Source organism: Arenimonas sp., from assembly GCF_041913985.1.
In the GTDB taxonomy this organism is placed as follows: Bacteria; Pseudomonadota; Gammaproteobacteria; order Xanthomonadales; family Xanthomonadaceae; genus Arenimonas.
The window spans coordinates 123,944-139,561 of sequence record NZ_JAYSEG010000001.1 but is presented as its reverse complement, the minus strand read 5'-3'; the positions used below and the strand labels follow the sequence as shown (position 1 = coordinate 139,561).

At 71.7% G+C, this 15,618-nt stretch carries 17 protein-coding genes; 14 read left to right on the top strand and 3 right to left on the bottom strand.

What is annotated here, in order from left to right; all coding sequences use genetic code 11:
* The 3 genes from ACE3Q2_RS00720 to parC all read left to right on the top strand — a co-directional run.
* A partial coding sequence (locus ACE3Q2_RS00720) for an ABC transporter ATP-binding protein/permease (RefSeq protein ID WP_374472035.1) occupies nucleotides 1–1,124 on the top strand: 1,124 nt, incomplete at its 5' end.
* A gap of 44 nt (nucleotides 1,125–1,168) precedes the next feature.
* Entirely contained in the window at nucleotides 1,169–3,298 is a 2,130-nt protein-coding gene (locus tag ACE3Q2_RS00715; protein WP_374472033.1) for a diguanylate cyclase, read from the top strand.
* A gap of 57 nt (nucleotides 3,299–3,355) precedes the next feature.
* Nucleotides 3,356–5,605, top strand: coding sequence for a DNA topoisomerase IV subunit A (parC, locus tag ACE3Q2_RS00710; RefSeq protein WP_374472031.1), 2,250 nt, complete (start codon nucleotides 3,356–3,358; stop codon nucleotides 5,603–5,605).
* 25 nt (nucleotides 5,606–5,630) lie between these two features.
* Here parC and ACE3Q2_RS00705 read toward each other — a convergent pair whose 3' ends face one another.
* Nucleotides 5,631–6,170 carry a hypothetical protein gene (locus ACE3Q2_RS00705; RefSeq protein ID WP_374472029.1) on the bottom strand — a complete coding sequence of 180 codons (540 nt, stop codon included), beginning with the start codon at nucleotides 6,168–6,170 and terminating at the stop codon, nucleotides 5,631–5,633.
* A gap of 156 nt (nucleotides 6,171–6,326) precedes the next feature.
* Between ACE3Q2_RS00705 and ACE3Q2_RS00700 the strand changes: the two genes are divergently transcribed.
* From ACE3Q2_RS00700 to ACE3Q2_RS00650, 11 genes are all read left to right on the top strand, one after another.
* Nucleotides 6,327–6,827 carry an ankyrin repeat domain-containing protein gene (locus tag ACE3Q2_RS00700; RefSeq protein ID WP_374472027.1) on the top strand — a complete coding sequence of 167 codons (501 nt, stop codon included), beginning with the start codon at nucleotides 6,327–6,329 and terminating at the stop codon, nucleotides 6,825–6,827.
* A 47-nt stretch (nucleotides 6,828–6,874) separates the two neighbouring features.
* Nucleotides 6,875–7,078 (top strand): zinc ribbon domain-containing protein, encoded by a 204-nt coding sequence (locus ACE3Q2_RS00695; RefSeq protein WP_374472025.1) that lies wholly within the window; start codon nucleotides 6,875–6,877, stop codon nucleotides 7,076–7,078.
* Nucleotides 7,079–7,085: 7 nt separating this feature from the next.
* Nucleotides 7,086–7,622, top strand: a complete 537-nt coding sequence (locus ACE3Q2_RS00690) for a DinB family protein (protein ID WP_374472023.1) — start codon at nucleotides 7,086–7,088, stop codon at nucleotides 7,620–7,622.
* Between the two features lie 94 nt (nucleotides 7,623–7,716).
* The gene (locus tag ACE3Q2_RS00685; protein ID WP_374472021.1) at nucleotides 7,717–8,226 is read left to right on the top strand and encodes a hypothetical protein; all 510 of its coding nucleotides are present in this window, start codon (nucleotides 7,717–7,719) and stop codon (nucleotides 8,224–8,226) included.
* Between the two features lie 22 nt (nucleotides 8,227–8,248).
* Entirely contained in the window at nucleotides 8,249–8,458 is a 210-nt protein-coding gene (locus ACE3Q2_RS00680; protein ID WP_374472019.1) for a hypothetical protein, read from the top strand.
* A complete protein-coding gene (locus ACE3Q2_RS00675) occupies nucleotides 8,458–9,999 on the top strand; it encodes a hypothetical protein (RefSeq protein WP_374472017.1) in 1,542 nt (513 codons plus the stop codon). Before ACE3Q2_RS00680 ends, ACE3Q2_RS00675 begins: the two co-directional genes overlap by 1 nt.
* Before the next feature lie 55 nt (nucleotides 10,000–10,054).
* Nucleotides 10,055–10,354, top strand: a complete 300-nt coding sequence (locus tag ACE3Q2_RS00670) for a putative quinol monooxygenase (protein ID WP_374472015.1) — start codon at nucleotides 10,055–10,057, stop codon at nucleotides 10,352–10,354.
* A 50-nt stretch (nucleotides 10,355–10,404) separates the two neighbouring features.
* Nucleotides 10,405–10,857: a hypothetical protein gene (locus ACE3Q2_RS00665; RefSeq protein WP_374472013.1), complete on the top strand. Its 453-nt coding sequence runs from the start codon at nucleotides 10,405–10,407 to the stop codon at nucleotides 10,855–10,857.
* Nucleotides 10,858–10,966: 109 nt separating this feature from the next.
* Nucleotides 10,967–11,269 (top strand): hypothetical protein, encoded by a 303-nt coding sequence (locus ACE3Q2_RS00660; protein ID WP_374472011.1) that lies wholly within the window; start codon nucleotides 10,967–10,969, stop codon nucleotides 11,267–11,269.
* 14 nt (nucleotides 11,270–11,283) lie between these two features.
* Complete coding sequence (locus tag ACE3Q2_RS00655; RefSeq protein ID WP_374472009.1) at nucleotides 11,284–11,505, top strand: hypothetical protein; 222 nt, start codon at nucleotides 11,284–11,286, stop codon at nucleotides 11,503–11,505.
* A gap of 8 nt (nucleotides 11,506–11,513) precedes the next feature.
* Nucleotides 11,514–12,053 (top strand): DUF924 family protein, encoded by a 540-nt coding sequence (locus tag ACE3Q2_RS00650; RefSeq protein WP_374472007.1) that lies wholly within the window; start codon nucleotides 11,514–11,516, stop codon nucleotides 12,051–12,053.
* A 10-nt stretch (nucleotides 12,054–12,063) separates the two neighbouring features.
* Here ACE3Q2_RS00650 and asnB read toward each other — a convergent pair whose 3' ends face one another.
* Both asnB and ACE3Q2_RS00640 read right to left on the bottom strand, forming a co-directional pair.
* Nucleotides 12,064–13,752, bottom strand: coding sequence for an asparagine synthase B (gene asnB, locus ACE3Q2_RS00645; protein ID WP_374472005.1), 1,689 nt, complete (start codon nucleotides 13,750–13,752; stop codon nucleotides 12,064–12,066).
* A 220-nt stretch (nucleotides 13,753–13,972) separates the two neighbouring features.
* Nucleotides 13,973–15,472, bottom strand: coding sequence for an ATP-binding cassette domain-containing protein (locus ACE3Q2_RS00640; protein WP_374472003.1), 1,500 nt, complete (start codon nucleotides 15,470–15,472; stop codon nucleotides 13,973–13,975).
* Nucleotides 15,473–15,618 lie beyond the last annotated feature (146 nt).

The following is a 15,618-nucleotide window of genomic DNA, read 5'->3' as shown; positions in this document are numbered from 1 at the left end:
ACGAGACGGTGAAGTACTTCAACAACGAGGACCACGAGGCCCGGCGCTACGACGACAACCTGCGCCAGATGGAAGAGGCCACGGTGAAGAGCCTCAAGTCGCTGGCCGTGCTGAACCTGGGCCAGAGCGCCATCATCGCCGTGGGAATCACCGCGCTGATGTGGCGCGCGGCGGCCGGCGTGGTGGCCGGCGAGATGACCCTGGGCGACCTGGTGCTGGTGAACGCCTACCTGCTGCAGCTCTCGGCGCCGCTGAACTTCCTGGGCATGGTCTACCGCGAGGTGAAGCAGGCCATCACCAACATCGAGCGCCTGTTCGGCCTGCTCGACGAAGCCCAGGAGGTGCGCGACCGCCCGGGCGCCCGCGCCCTGGTCACGCACCAGCCGCGGGTGGACTTCGAGGACGTGCGCTTCGGCTACGACGGCCGCCGCGAGATCCTGCACGGCGTCAGCTTCTCCATCCCGCCCGGCGGCACGCTGGCGGTGGTGGGCCATTCGGGCAGCGGCAAGAGCACGCTCTCGCGCCTGCTCTACCGCTTCTACGAAATCCAGTCCGGCGCCATCCGCATCGACGGCCAGGACCTGCGCGAGCTGGCCCAGGACAGCGTGCGCGCCGCCATCGGCATCGTTCCCCAGGACACGGTGCTGTTCAACGACACCATCCGCTACAACATCCGCTACGGCCGCCCGGGCGCCAGCGACGCCGAGGTGGAGGCCGCGGCGCGCTCAGCGCACATCCACGACTTCATCCTGTCCCTGCCCGACGGCTACGACAGCGAGGTGGGCGAACGCGGGCTCAAGCTCAGCGGCGGCGAGAAGCAGCGCGTGGCCATCGCCCGCGCCCTGCTCAAGAACCCGGCCATCCTGATCTTCGACGAGGCCACCTCGGCGCTCGACTCGGCCAGCGAGCAGGCCATCCAGGACGAACTCGACCGCATCGCGGTGGGCCGCACCACCCTGGTCATCGCCCACCGCCTGTCCACGGTGATGGACGCCGACGAGATCCTGGTGCTGGACAAGGGCGTGGTGCTCGAACGCGGCAGCCACGCCGCCCTGCTGGCGAAGGACGGCCACTACGCCCGCATGTGGCGCCTGCAGCAGCAGGAGCAGGCCACCCCGGCCTAAGCCGGGGCTGGAGGGGCCGGCGGCAAGCCGCTATGGTGCGGGCAATGGATTCCCGGGCCCGGCCTGCCACCCCCCGCCTTTCCCGCGCCCCGCTGGCGCTGCTGCTGTCGCTCGCGCTGGCGCTACCGGCCCTCGCGCAGCCCGCCCCCGACCCCGCCGCCCGCGAACAGCTGCTGGCCTTCCAGGCCGCCGCCGAACCCTGGCTGCGCACCCTGGCCGCCGCCACCGGCGGCGACACCGGCCGCGTGAAGGCCCTGGGCTGGCAGGCGCGCCTGCGCCGCGCCGCTCAATCGCCGGACCACACGGCGTACTGGCGTCGCCTCGCCGACGTCGCCGGCGCCGCTGGTTTCCGCCGCCAGCGTACCGGCGCGCTGTCGGTGCTCAGCGACGAGGCCTACCGCCGCGCCGACATCGCCGCGCTCGAGACGATCGAGCACGAAGCCCTGGCCGACGCCCGCGCCTGGCGCAACCGCCGCGAGGAAGCCGCTTCGTATTTCGGCCTGGCGCTGGCCGCGCACGCCAGCGGCCGCCCCGACGAGGCGGAAACGCGGTTCCGCGAAGCCATCGCGCTGTGGAAGGCCATCGGCGACCGCCGCGGCGTGGCCGTGGGCGAGCGCGGCCTGAGCCGCGTGCTGGAAGTGCGCGGCCGCTACGCCGAGACGGTCGAGCTGCAGGTCTCGGCGCTGGAGATCCTGCTCCAGGACGGCAAGCCGCTTGACCAGTCCGAGAGCTACTACTCGCTCGCGCGCCTGTTCATGAACCTCGGCGACCACGACGCCGCCCTGCGCGGGGTCAACGAAGCCATCCGCCTGATGGGCGAGGCGCCGCCCGATTTCCCGCTTGGCCTGAACCTGGTGCTGCGCTCGAGCGTGCTGCGGCTGCAGGGCGACCATGCCGGCGCCCTGGCCGACGCCGAGGCCGCCACCGCCGCGTTCGCGCGCACCGGCAGCCCCATCGGCGCCGGCCTGGCGGGGCTGGCGCGCGGCCAGGCCCTGGTGGCCGTGGGCCGCGGCGACGAAGGCCTGGCGGTGCTGCGCGAGGCGCGCGCCACGGCCGTAAGCATCCGCGAGCGCGTGCTCGAGTCCGACCTGGCCTTCGCAGAAGGCTTCGCGCTGGTCAGCCTGGGCCGGCACCGCGAGGCGCTGGCGCCCCTGGCCGACGCGCTGGCCATCGGCGAGGAACTGCAGCTCGACCGCCTGCGCCAGGACGTGTCCATCGAGCAGGAAAAGGCCTACTCGGCCCTGGGCATGACCGCCGAGGCCCTGGCCGCCAGCAAGCGCGCCTACGAAGCCCGCGAACGCATGACCGCGCTCGAGGACATCGGCCGCCTTGCCTCGGACAAGGCCCGGCGCCAGGGCGCGGCGCGCGAGCGCTTCATGGCGCTCGAATCGCCGGCACCGGCCACGGCGCCCGCGCCGCAAGCCCCGGCCGCGCCGGCGGCCACCGCGGCCACGCTGCCCCGCTGGCTCCTGGCGCTCGCCTTGCCCACGCTGCTGCTGCTCTGGGGCCTGGTGCGCGTGCTGCGCCACGTACGCCGCCTGCGCGCCGAAAAGCACCAGATCAGCGCCCGCCAGCAGGCGCTGGAAAGCGAACACCGCGCCCTGCGCGAACGCGTCAGCGTGGACACGCTCACCGGCGCGCTCACCCGCCACGCCTTCGCCGCCGAACTGGGCGCGCTGCTCACCCATGCCGCCAACCATGGCCGCAGCGTGGCCCTGCTGGTGTTCGACCTCGACAACTTCAAGGCCATCAACGACCAGCACGGCCACCTCGCCGGCGACGAGGCGCTGCGGCTGGTCACCGGCATCACCCGCGGCAAGCTGCGCAGCGACGACCTGCTGGGCCGCTTCGGCGGCGACGAGTTCCTAGTGGCCTGCGAAGGCCTGGACCTGCCCGCCGCCGAGGCCCTGGCCGAGCGCATGCGCTTCGACGTGGTCTGGCGCGCCCCCGACCACGATCCGCCCATGCCCGGCCTGTCGGTGAGCATCGGCGTGGCGGTGGCCGATCCCGGACGGGGCTACGACGCCGAATCCCTGTTCCGCCGCGCCGACACCGCGCTCTACCGGGCCAAGCGCGCCGGCCGCAACCGCGTGCTGGCCGACGACCCGGCCTACGCTGGCGACGCCGACGCCCGCCGCGCCCGCCAGTGGGGCGACGCACTGGCCGAGCCGTGACCGCCCGGGGTCGGTAGAATCCGGGGTCTTCCCCCGCTGCACCGAGCCCCGCCGAGCATGACCGAACCCGCCCGCCCCGCCTTCCACGGCTTCGAGCAGATCCCGCTGCGCGAATACGCCGAGCGCGCCTACCTCGACTACTCGATGTACGTGGTGCTCGACCGCGCCCTGCCCTTCCTGGGCGACGGCCTCAAGCCCGTGCAGCGGCGCATCATCTACGCCATGAGCGAACTGGGCCTGGGCGCCACCGCCAAGCCCAAGAAGAGCGCGCGCACCGTCGGCGACGTGATCGGCAAGTTCCACCCGCACGGCGACAGCGCCTGCTACGAAGCGCTGGTGCTGATGGCCCAGCCCTTCAGCTACCGCTACCCGCTGATCGAGGGCCAGGGCAACTTCGGCTCCACCGACGACCCGAAGTCGTTCGCGGCCATGCGCTACACCGAGTCCAAGCTCACGCCCATCGCCGAAGTGCTGCTGGGCGAACTGGGCCAGGGCACGGTGGACTGGGTGCCCAACTTCGACGGCACCCTGCAGGAGCCCAGCTGGCTGCCGGCGCGCCTGCCGCACCTGCTGCTCAACGGCACCACCGGCATCGCCGTGGGCATGGCCACCGACATCCCGCCGCACAACTTGAACGAGGTGGTGAGCGCGGCGGTGCGCCTGCTCGACGACCCCGACGCCACCGTGCGCGACCTGTGCGAACACGTGCGCGGCCCCGACTACCCCACCGGCGCCGAGATCATCACGCCCGCCGCCGACCTGCGCGCCATCTACGAGACCGGCGGCGGCAGCGTGCGCGCCCGCGCCACCTGGTCGCGCGAGAACGCCAACATCGTCATCACCAACCTGCCCTACCAGGTCTCGCCCTCGAAGATCATGGAGCAGGTGGCGCAGCAGATGCGCGCCAAGAAGCTGCCCTGGCTCGAGGACCTGCGCGACGAGTCCGACCACGAGAACCCGGTGCGCCTGGTGCTGGTGCCGCGCAGCAACCGCGTCGATTTCGAAGGCCTGATGGGCCACCTGTTCGCCACCACGGACCTCGAGAAGAGCTTCCGGGTGAACTTCAACATCATCGGCCTCGACGGCCGGCCGCAGGTGAAGAACCTGCGCGACTTCCTGGGCGAGTGGCTGCTGTTCCGCACCGACACCGTGGCGCGCCGCCTGCGCCACCGCCTGGACAAGGTCGAGCGCCGCCTGCACCTGCTCGAAGGCCTGCTGGTGGCCTTCCTGAACCTCGACGAGGTGATCCGCATCATCCGCACCGAGGACGAGCCCAAGCCGGTGCTGATGGCGCGCTTCGGCCTGAGCGAGGAGCAGGCCGACTACATCCTCGACACCAAGCTCAAGCAGCTGGCCCGCCTCGAGGAAATGAAGATCCGCGGCGAGCAGGACGAGCTGGCGAAGGAGCGCGAGAAGATCATCGGCATCCTGGGAAGCAAGGCCAAGCTCAAGAAGCAGGTGAAGGACGAGCTGCTGGCCGATGCGAAGAAGTTCGGCGACGAGCGCCGTTCGCCCCTGGTCGAGCGCGAGGCCGCGCAGGCCATCAGCGAAACCGAGCTGGTGCCCAGCGAGCCGGTGACGGTGGTGCTGTCGAAGAAGGGCTGGATTCGCAGCGCCAAGGGCCACGACGTGGAGGCGGCGGCGCTGAGCTACCGCGACGGCGACGGCCTGCTGCAGGCCGCGCGCGGCCGCAGCACCCAGCAGGTGGCCTTCGTCGATTCCACCGGCCGCAGCTATTCCACGCTGGCGCACAGCCTGCCCAGCGCGCGCGGCAACGGCGAACCGCTGAGCGGCCGCTTCTCGCCGCCGGCGGGCGCCTCCTTCATCGGCCTGGCGGTGGCCGACAACGATGCCCGCTACGTGCTGGCTTCCAGCCACGGTTACGGCTTCGTCACCCGCTTCGAGAACTTCACCGGCCGCAACAAGGCCGGCAAGCAGCTGATCAACGCCGGCGACGGCGCCGAGCTGCTGGCCCCGGTGCCGGTGAACGACCCGAAGACCGACTTCATCGTTTCCATCACCAGCGCCGGCCACCTGCTGGCCTTCCCGCTGGCCGAGCTGCCCGAACTCGACAAGGGCAAGGGCAACAAGCTGGTGCAGATCCCGCCGGCCAAGCTCAAGTCGGGCGAGGAGAAGGTGGTGGCCATCGCCAGCGTGAAGCAGGGCGGCGAGCTCACCATCTATTCCGGCCGCCAGAAGCTGGTGCTCAGCTGGCGCGACCTGCAGGCCTACGAAGGCAGCCGCGCCAGCCGCGGCAACCTGTTGCCGCGTGGCTTCACCAAGGTGGACCGGGTCGAGACGGCCTGAGCAGGCGAACGGCCGGCGCCTGGCTTCAGGCGCTGGCCGAATTCCGGAACAACTGCGCGGCGGTGAGCCACAGCCCGCACATCACGCCGGTGAATACGAATACGTGGCCGTGCCCGCCGAGCCAGGCATACAGGCACGCCGCCACCTGCGCCACGGCCGTGGCCAGCATGGCCCAGGCCAGCCCGCGCGGTCGCAGGCGGGCGAGCAGCGCACCCACGACAGCCACGGCGACGACGCCGAAGAAGATGTCGTTCACCGGGTTGTTCTCGCTGCCGATGATGCCCACCGCCAGGTTGGCCCACACCGTCAGGAAGGACGCGCCCACGGCGATGGCGGCCGCCACCAGGCAGGCGTTGCTGCGCGCGAACCGCACCGCGGTTTCGTAGGCCAGGCACACGGCCAGCAGCATGCCGCCCATGACCAGGAAGTCGAAGCCGTCCCACTGCACTTCCTCGGTGAACTGCATCGCCACGGCCGGCAGCAGCAGCAAGGCCGCCGCGCCACCCCACACCAGCGGCCGCAGCCGGTGGCCGGTGTGCGTCGTATTTTCCATCGTGGTCGTCATCTGGATTCTCCCGGTATCCGCGCCGCCCGCCCGCGGGGCGGCCCGGCGGGAAGCATGGGCAGGATATCTGGCTTTTCGCGGGCGTTCCGCGGGCCGACGGCGGGCAATCGCGCGGGCACTTGACCACCCTGGCCGACCGCCACACGATGGCCCGGCATGCCCCACCCCGTCCTCGACATCGACGCCGCCTTCGCCCGCGGCGACCTGGCCGGCCTGCGCACCGCGCTGGGCCACCCGGCCGACTTCCCCCACACCCGCGATGACTGCGGCACGAGCTGTCTCATCAATGCGCTTTACCGCGCGCCGATCGGCCTGGTGGCACAGCTGCTGGCGCTGGGCGCCGACCCCAACGAGGTCGTGGACGACGGCTTCCCGCCCCTGTTCGCGGCGCTGGGCACGACCCAGCCCGATGCCGCCGGGCGCGTGGCGCTCCTGCTCCGCCACGGCGCCAACCCGCGGCAGCGCGGCGTCAACGACTACACCGCCCTGCACCAGGCCGCCTGCCTGGACAACGCGGCAGCGGTGCGCCTGCTTCTCGCCGCCGGCGCCGACCCGCAGGCACGCACCCGCATCGACCATTACGCGACGGCGCTGGAGGAAGCGGAGCATTTCGGCCACCACGCCGGCGCCGCGGCGCTGCGCCGGGAGACCCGGTGAGCCACCAGCCTGCCGCCTGATCAAGACCGTCCCACGAAGGAGAGTCCATGAGCTCGTTCAAATGCACCAAATGCGGCGGCACCGAATACAGCCGCAACGAGATGCGCGCCGAGGGCGGTTTCCTGTCCGCCGCCTTCGACATCTCCACCAACCGCTTCACCGCGGTCAGCTGCGAAAACTGCGGCTTCACCGAGCTGTACCGGACGAACGTCGGCGCAGGATCGAAGATCTTCGACTTCCTGGTTTCCTAGGACAGCCATGACACCGCAGACCGCCGCCCTGATGGCGCAATACAATCGCTGGATGAACGAGCGGATGTACGACGCCGCCGCCACGCTCGATGCCGAAACGCTGGCGGCGGACAAGGGCGCCTTCTTCGGCTCCATCCTCGGTACGCTCAACCACATCGCCGTAGCCGACACGATCTGGCTGCACCGGTTCGCCGCGCATGAGGCCGGGTTCGCCGCGCTCGCCGGGCTCTCCGCGTTCCCGCAGCCTTCGGCGCTGTCCCAGCCGCTGGCCCCCGACCTGGCGGGTCTGCGGGAGTACCGGCGCGCCCTGGACGAGCTCATCGAGCGCTGGGTCGCCGAACTCCTTCCCGCGCACTTCGCCGCGAGCCTCGCTTACCGCAGCCTGGCGGGGGTCCCGGCCCGGCGCAACTTCGGCGGCCTGCTCCAGCACTTCTTCAACCACCAGACGCACCACCGCGGCCAGGTGTCGACGCTGCTGTTCCAGTGCGGCGTGGACGTGGGCGCCACCGACCTGGTGCTGCTCGTCCCGGCCGAGGAAGCCTGAGGAAGATTCTCGTTGACGGCCGCGGGTGCCGGATGTATCCGGAAAGGAGCCATGCCCGGAGCCGGGCAGCCCTCCGGACCAAGGACAACGCGGCATGAAATCCGAACGATCGCCACTGCTTGATTACGCCATCATCGGCCTGCTCACTCTAAACCTGGCCGTGGCCGCCTACGGCGCGTTTCGCCCGGGGGCTGTGGCCGTGGCCGACGCCGCGACGCCGTCGGCCGCCGCGTCGCCCGAGATCGATGAGGCGCAAGCCTTGCAGCTGGCGGAGAGGGTCCTCGATCGCTACAACGCCAAGGACAACGCGGGCCTCTACGCCAGGTTCGACAGCCTGGCCCGCACGCAGCTGGGCCGGGAGCAGTTCGACGCGCAGATGGAGAAGCTGTACTCGCTGATCGGCCAGGTCGACGATTTCGCCTACTCCAGCGCCGTCCTGGCCGGCAGCGACAACGGCCGTGATTACTACCACCTCAACTTCAAGGTGCGGCTCTCCGGCGGCTCCTTCAAGAATGGCGACATGCGCCTGACCGTCACCCGACGCGGCGAGGAGCTCAGCCCGGTCGGCCTTTTCATCAACGGCTCCGACCAACTGCAGCAATGAACCGGACCCGCGGAGGATCCCCTTGGCATTCCTGAGCTTCGCCGCCTACTCGGCCTTCTGCTACTGGGTGGTCTTCCTCGACGGCGCCATCACCCTCGAAGGCTGGAAATCCTTCTTCCTGTTCGGATGGTTCGCGGCCAGCCTCACGGCGCAGGAGCTGAAGTTCTACCTCGGAATCTCCTGGATCGCCTCGCTGGTCTTCCTGCTGATCTCCACGTTCGGTGGCGCCTGATGCGCGCAATCCGGGCCGCGGCCACCCTGCTGGTCTCGGCCATGCTCGCGGCGGGCTGCGGGGGCGCCCCTCAAATGCCGGACGCCTGCGCGGGCGCAACAAGCCCGATCCAGGAAATGGCAGAGGGCCTGCTTGGCCAGGAAGTCACGCTGGTGGGCGAGTTGCACGGCACCCGCGAACATCCCCGGGCCTTCCTCGACCTGGTTTGCGAGGCCGCGCGCAGGAGCGAACCTCCCGTCCTGGTAGGCCTTGAACTGCCGCCCGACGCAGTGGACGCTGCCCGGCGCGCCCTCCGGGCCCCCGAATCCGACCGCCTGGCCGTGCTGCTTGAATCCGACACATGGGCGCAGAACCCGGACGGCCGGGCCAGCCTGGCTCGCCTGGAGCTGATCCGCGACCTGATGTCGCTCGAGACTGCCGGCGAGGCATCCGTCATCGGGATCGACCTGCGCAGCGGCGAACGGCACGACTTCGCTACCCAGGCGCTGGAACGAATCCTCGCAGGACGCGGCGGCCGTGGCGACATGCCCGTGCTCCTGCTCACCGGCAACGGCCACCTGGCGCTCGGCGAGGGGCGTGGCACCCTCGGCCAGGCTCTGATGGACGAGGGCATGACGACGAGCGTTCTGACGCTGCATCACACGGGTGGCGAGGCGTGGAACTGCGTCGCAGCCTCGTGCGGCCCCCGCGACCTGGGAATCAACCTGGCCTGCCCGAGCGGCATCGAGATCCTTCGCCCGGGGCTGGTCGTCGCGGATGCCTGCCTCGGCAAGGTATCGCTTTCACCACTGGCGCGCGACGCACTGGGGTCCACTTCCGGCGCGCCGCACCGCGTGCTCTTCGTGGGCAACAGCCTGGTCTACACAGGAAACCTGCCGGCCGTGCTGGAGGCCCTCGCCAGCAAGGAGGGCCACCCCCTGCAGGCCGACATGATCGCCACCGGAGGCGCCACCCTGTCCGATCGCGTGGCCGACGGCTCCGTGGCTGGCGCCTTGGCCACGGGCCAATACCGGACACTGGTGCTGCAGGAGCGCGGGGGCGATTACCTGTGCGCGTTCGGTCCGGAGTCGTGCGTGCAGGCCCGGGCGGCGCTCGAATCGCTCGCACGGCTCGCTCGGGAGCATGGCGCGACCCCAGTCCTGCTGGGCACTTACCAGGGCGATCCTGCCAGTTCGGAAGCATTGGTAGCGGCGGAGGCGGAGGCAGCCAGCAACGCCGGCATGGCCTTCGTCCCGATCGCACCGCGCCTGCAAGCCGGCCTGGCAGCGCATGCCAAGCTCGCCTGGTTCGCCAGCGACGGCATGCACCCGGGCCCGGACCTGACGCTGCTGCAGGCCATGGCGCTGCACGCACACCTGTTCAACCGCGTGCCCGATGCCGTGGACCTGGCCGTGGTTTCGCCCATCCACGCGTACTCGGCCCACTTCTCCCCGGAAGTCCGCCGTGCCGATGAACCATCGGGGGACAGCGGGGCGGCGATGTCGTACAACTACCGCGCGGAGCAACTGGCCAGGGTTGGCGAGCTTCTCCGCCAGCCCTGACCGGATTCCGGAACGCAACCCAACGTATCGATCTCCCCCTTGCCGGAGAAGCGCCATGAGCCAGACCCGCGTCCTCGTCGCCTACCGCGCCCAGCCCGGCAAGGCCGACGTCGCCCGCCGGGAGATCCGTGCGCTGGTCGACACCGTGCTGGCGCGGGAGCCGGAATGCGCCGGCATCGAAGTGCTGCAGGACGCGAACGAGCCGGAGCGTTTCATGCTGGTTGAACGCTGGCCCAGCCAGGCGGCGTTCCTGGGGCCGCACCTGCAGCAGCCGCACATCCAGGCCTTCATCCAGGGCGCCGGTGCCTTCCTCGCCGGGCCGCCCGACATTTCCTTCTGGCACGCGGCGCCCTGAGCACCGTTATCATCCGGGGCAGTCTCCCGCCCGAATCAGGAAATCCGCCCATGAAGCCTTTCGCCGCCCTCGCCGCCACCGCCCTGCTGGCCGCCGCCACGGCGCCCGCGCCCGCGCTGGCCAACCCGCTGGTCGAGGCCACGCAGACCTGCTTCACCGACAGCACCACCGGCAAGGACCGCAAGCTGCTGGGCAAGTGGATCTTCCTGGCCCTGGCCGGCCACCCCGAGATCAGCCAGCTCTCCAGCGCCAGCCCGGCCGACCACGAGGAAACCTCGCGCCAGTTCGCGGCGCTGTTCATGCGCCTGGTCACGGTGGACTGCGCCGCCGAGATGCGCGCCCTGGCCCAGGCCGGCGGCACCGAGGCCATGAAGCTGCCCTTCGAGCACCTGGGCCAGATCGCCATGCAGGAGCTGATGAACCACCCGAACGTGGCCGGCAACATCGCCGGCTTCGAGCGCTTCCTCGACGAAGGCAAGATCAACGACACGCTCGCCCGCTGAACGCCGGGAAGACGTCGGCTGAATGGCCGGCCTGCCCGTGACTCGAGTCACTTGACGGGCAAGCCGGTCGCGGCCAGCGTGGGAGCACGCCAAGCCCGGAGCTCCCGCCATGATGCTGCCGCTCGTCCTTGCCTTCGCCACCATCGCGCCCACGCCGGCGCCGGCCCCCGAACGCGTGTTCCAGCGCGCCAGCGAACTGCAGCCCTGGTGCCGCCAGGAAGCCGAGGCCGAGCTCGTGGGCCGCGGCCTCACCACCTACCAGTGGACGGGCTCCTACCGCGACGAGGGCAACACGCTGGTGGTGGAAGGCAAGCTGCGCGCCGACGGCCGCGACTACCCGGTGAGCTGCCGCATCGCCCGCGGCGCGCGCGAGCGTTACGCCACCATCGAAATTTCCGAACCCGCGTCCTGACCGGAGCGACCACCATGAAGATCCTGCTGTTCGCCGTGGGCTGGTGCCTGCTGTTCGTCCTGGCCTGGCCGCTGGCCTTGCTGGTGCTCGTGCTTTGGCCGGTGCTCTGGCTGCTCAGCCTGCCCTTCCGGCTCGTGGGCGTGGCGGTGGACGCGGTGTTCGCCCTGCTCAAGGCCGTGCTGTTCCTGCCGGCGCGCCTGCTCGGCTGGCGCCCGGCGCCCGCGGCCGCGGCCTGACGCCGGCCGTGCACGCCGACGACGTCCTCCGCTTCTGGTTCGAAGACACTGCGCCGGCGCAATGGTGGAAGGTCGACCCGGCCTTCGACGCCACGGTGCGCGACCGTTTCGGCGCGCTGCTCGCCGCGGCGGCCGCCGGTGAGTGTTTCGGCTGGCGCACCACGGCGCGCGGCCGGCTGGCCGAGGTGATCGTGCTCGACCAGTTCCCGCGCAACATCCACCGCGGCACCGCGGCGGCCTTCGCCTGCGACCCGATGGCCCTGGCCCTGGCGCAGGAAGCCGTGGCGGCCGGCGCGCTGGCGGCGCTGTCGCCGGTCGAGCGCAGCTTCCTGCTGCTGCCCTACATGCACAGCGAATCGAAGCGCATCCACGAGATCGCCGAGCGGCTGTACCGCGAACACGCCCCGCCGGAAAACCACGATTTCGAGCTGCGGCACAAGGCCATCATCGACCGCTTCGGGCGTTATCCGCACCGCAACGCCCTGCTCGGGCGCGAATCCACGCCCGAAGAGCGCGAGTTCCTGACCCAGCCCGGCTCCAGCTTCTGACGGCGCCGGCTCAGGCGGCGGCCTCCTCCACGCCGGCCGCGCGGTGCACGCCCGCCACGGCGCGGCCGGAAGGGTCGGCCGCGGCCGCGAACGCGGCATCCCAGGCAATCGCCGCCGGTGAGGAGCAGGCGATCGACTTGCCGCCTGGCACCGTGCGCGCGCAGGCCTCGCCCGGGAAGGCGCGCTCGAACAGTTCGCGGTACCAGTAGGCTTCCTTCGTGGCCGGCGGGTTCACCGGGAAGCGCAGCGCGGCCTCGGCCAGCATCGCGTCGCCGACGCGCTGCTCCGCCAGCGCCTTCAGGCCGTCGATCCAGCCATAGCCGACGCCGTCGCTGAACTGCTCCTTCTGCCGCCACAGGATCTCGTCCGGCAGCGCGCCGGCGAAGGCCTCGCGCAGCATCGCCTTCTCGATGCGCCCGCCGCCGCAGCGCTTGGCCTCGGCGTCGGCCGACATTGCCAGGTCCAGGAACTCCAGGTCGAGGAACGGCACGCGCGCCTCCACGCCCCAGGCCATCATGGCCTTGTTGGCGCGCAGGCAGTCGAACTGGTGCAGGGCGTCGAGCTTGCGCACGCATTCGGCGTGGAACTCGCGCGCGTCGGGCGCCTTGTGGAAGTACAGGTAGCCGCCGAAGATCTCGTCGCTGCCCTCGCCGCTGAGCACCATCTTCACGCCCATGGCCTTGATGCGCCGCGCCAGCAGGTACATCGGCGTGGAGGCGCGCACGGTGGTGACGTCGTAGCTTTCGATGTGCCGGATCACGTCGGGCAGCGCGTCCACGCCCTCGGCGAAGTCGTAGGTGAAGCCGTGGTGCACCGTGCCCAGCGCCGCCGCGGCCTTTTCCGCCGCGGCCAGGTCGGGCGAACCCGGCAGGCCGATGGCGAAGCTGTGCAGGCGCGGCCACCAGGCCTCGCTGCGGTCGCCGTCCTCGACCCGCTGGCGCGCGAACTTCGCGGCGCAGGCCGCCACCAGCGAGGAATCCAGCCCGCCGCTGAGCAGCACGCCGTAGGGCACGTCGGTCATCAGCTGGCGGTGCACGGCGCGCTCGAAGCCCTCGCGCAGGGCCCGCGGCGCCACGGCGACGCCGCGGGTGGCCTCGTAGTCGCGCCAGGCGCGCTGGTGGTAGCGCGTGGTTTGGCCGGTGGCGCTGTCGAACACATGGCCCGGCGGGAAGGCCGCCACGTCGTCGCACAGCCGCGCCAGCACCTTCATCTCCGAGGCCAACCAGAGCCGGCCGTCGCCGTCGTGGCCCCAGTACAGCGGGCAAACGCCGAGCGGGTCGCGCGCCACCACCAGCCGCCGTTCCCGTTCGTCCCACAGCGCGAAGGCGAAGATGCCGTTGAGCTTCGCCACCGCCCCCGGGCCTTCCTGCAGGTAGAGCGCGTTGATCACCTCGCAGTCGGACTTCGACTGGAAGTCGTAACCCGCGGCCAGCGACTGTTCGAGTTCGCGGTGGTTGTAGATCTCGCCGTTCACCGCCAGCGCCAGCCGGCCGTCGGCCGAGCGCAGCGGCTGGGCGCCGCCGGCCGGGTCGACGATGGCCAGGCGCTCGTGCACCAGCAGGCAGGCCGGCGCGGCGAACACGCCCGACCAGTCGGGCCCGCGGTGGCGCTGCAGCGCCGAGAGGGACAGGGCCAGTGGCCGCAGCGGGCGCAGGTCGGCGCCGGGGCGGGCGTCGTGGACACCGAGTATCGAACACATCGTGGAAGCTCCTTGGGTGGTTTTCGGGGGCGCAAACGCAGACGGCCCGCACTTCGTCAGTGCGGGCCGTCTTGGACTGGGGTGGCTGTTTCTAGCTAGCGCGCCAAGTCGTCGACCCGCGGACGGGGACGATTGTTGTTATTGGCGTTGTTGGCGGCGGTGCAGCGCATGGCCCGAGCATAGGCATGCCCGGCGCGCCGGCGCAAGCGCCCCCGCCCGCTCAGCCGCCCAGGCGAAGCCGCTCTTCCACGCCCGCCGCGGCCAGGAAGGCTTCGTCGTGGCTCACCACCACCAGCCCGCCCGGGAACTGCGCCAGCGCCTGCTCCACCGCGCGCAGCGACGGCAGGTCGAGGTGGTTGTCGGGTTCGTCGAGCAGCAGCAGGCCGGGCATCGCGGGGCCGCCGAGCTGGCAGGCCAGGGCCAGGCGCAGGCGTTCGCCGGCGCTCAGCGTGCCCACCGGCTGGAACACGCGCACGCCGGTGAACAGGAACCAGGCCAGGCGTTCGCGCGCCGCGCCTTCGGGCATGGGCTGCCGGCGCAGGAAGGCCCGGAGCACGGTGTCGTCGTCGCGTTCGCCGGCGCCCTGCTGGTCCACCAGCGCGATGGGCAGCGCTTCCGGCAGCACGCGGCCGGCGTCGGAGGGCTGCACGCCGGCCAGCGCGCGCAGCAGGCGCGACTTGCCGCTGCCGTTCGGCCCCTGCAGCGCCAGCCGGCGCGGGCCTTGCAGCACCAGGTCGAAGTCACGCAGCAGGCAGCGTTCGCCTGCCAGCAGCGAAAGCCCTTCCGCCACCAGCAGGCGCTTGCCCGCGGGTACGGAGAAGCCGCCCAGATCGAGCCGGAAGTCCGGCTCCAGCGCCAGCCGTTCGCGCGCCGCCTGCACGGCGCCGACGGCGCTTTCCAGGCGCGCCGCGGCCGCCCGCGCCTGCGCGCCCCGGCCCTGTTCGGCGCGCCCCTGAAGGAAACCCGCCAGCAGCTTGCCCTGGCTGCCCTTGCGCACCTCGGCGGCGCCGCGGGCGGCGCGGCGGTCGGCGCGCTCGCGCGCGGCCTGGGCCTCGCGTTCGAGCGCGCGCTGCTCGCGCCGGTGGCGCTGCAGGTTGGCTTCGGCGCGCTCGCGTTCGGCGCGACGGGCTTCGAAATAGGCCTCGAATCCGCCGCCCCAGGTCGTGAGCCGGGCGTTCGAAAGTTCCCAGATCCGGTCCGCGCCGGACAACAGGGCGCGGTCGTGGCTGGCCACCAGCACCGGCACCTCGCAGCGCGCCAGCCAGCCGCGCAGCCAGTGGCGGCCTTCGGCGTCGAGGTGGGCGCTGGGTTCGTCGAGAAGCCAGGCATCGGCCGCGGTGGCGGCGGCCACGGCCAGCCAGGCGCGGGCGCATTCGCCGGGGCTGGCGTGGGCCGCATCCAGCGGGTGCGGCAGCAGGCGCGCCACGTCGCGGCGCGTGGCCGACGGGGCGCCGTGCAGGGATTCGGGCAGCGCGGCCAGCGCGTCGGCCAGTGCCTGGCGCGGGCCCTGCGGCTGCACCAGGCGCACGCGGCCGCGGCGCACCTCGCCCGAGGCGGGAGCAAGCAGGCCGGCCAGGGTGCGCAGCAGGGTGCTCTTGCCGGCGCCGTTGGCGCCGACCAGGCCGGTGAAACCAGGTTCGAGGGAAGCGCTGGCGCCGTCGAGCAGCGGCTGCCCGTCGGGCGCGCGCAGCGCGAGGTCGCGGAAGGAGAGTGTCGTCATGGCAGGCCTCCGCCGGGGTGCGGCGGTTGAAGTCGGGGCCGGTACGGGAACCGGGCGGTCGCGATTTCAGGCGGTCTGGCGCATGGCACTCACGGCGGTGGGACGGCGCCAGTTTGCCACAACGTGGCGGCGCGGCGCCGGTTCGG

Excerpts from the sequence above, each read along its gene's own strand:
- ACE3Q2_RS00715 (WP_374472033.1), top strand. The coding sequence starts at position 1,169 with ATGGATTCCCGGGCCCGGCCTGCCACCCCCCGCCTTTCCCGCGCCCCG.
- parC (WP_374472031.1), top strand. The coding sequence starts at position 3,356 with ATGACCGAACCCGCCCGCCCCGCCTTCCACGGCTTCGAGCAGATCCCG.
- ACE3Q2_RS00705 (WP_374472029.1), bottom strand. The coding sequence starts at position 6,170 with ATGACGACCACGATGGAAAATACGACGCACACCGGCCACCGGCTGCGG.
- ACE3Q2_RS00700 (WP_374472027.1), top strand. The coding sequence starts at position 6,327 with ATGCCCCACCCCGTCCTCGACATCGACGCCGCCTTCGCCCGCGGCGAC.
- ACE3Q2_RS00695 (WP_374472025.1), top strand. The coding sequence starts at position 6,875 with ATGAGCTCGTTCAAATGCACCAAATGCGGCGGCACCGAATACAGCCGC.
- ACE3Q2_RS00690 (WP_374472023.1), top strand. The coding sequence starts at position 7,086 with ATGACACCGCAGACCGCCGCCCTGATGGCGCAATACAATCGCTGGATG.
- ACE3Q2_RS00685 (WP_374472021.1), top strand. The coding sequence starts at position 7,717 with ATGAAATCCGAACGATCGCCACTGCTTGATTACGCCATCATCGGCCTG.
- ACE3Q2_RS00675 (WP_374472017.1), top strand. The coding sequence starts at position 8,458 with ATGCGCGCAATCCGGGCCGCGGCCACCCTGCTGGTCTCGGCCATGCTC.
- ACE3Q2_RS00670 (WP_374472015.1), top strand. The coding sequence starts at position 10,055 with ATGAGCCAGACCCGCGTCCTCGTCGCCTACCGCGCCCAGCCCGGCAAG.
- ACE3Q2_RS00665 (WP_374472013.1), top strand. The coding sequence starts at position 10,405 with ATGAAGCCTTTCGCCGCCCTCGCCGCCACCGCCCTGCTGGCCGCCGCC.
- ACE3Q2_RS00660 (WP_374472011.1), top strand. The coding sequence starts at position 10,967 with ATGATGCTGCCGCTCGTCCTTGCCTTCGCCACCATCGCGCCCACGCCG.
- ACE3Q2_RS00655 (WP_374472009.1), top strand. The coding sequence starts at position 11,284 with ATGAAGATCCTGCTGTTCGCCGTGGGCTGGTGCCTGCTGTTCGTCCTG.
- asnB (WP_374472005.1), bottom strand. The coding sequence starts at position 13,752 with ATGTGTTCGATACTCGGTGTCCACGACGCCCGCCCCGGCGCCGACCTG.
- ACE3Q2_RS00640 (WP_374472003.1), bottom strand. The coding sequence starts at position 15,472 with ATGACGACACTCTCCTTCCGCGACCTCGCGCTGCGCGCGCCCGACGGG.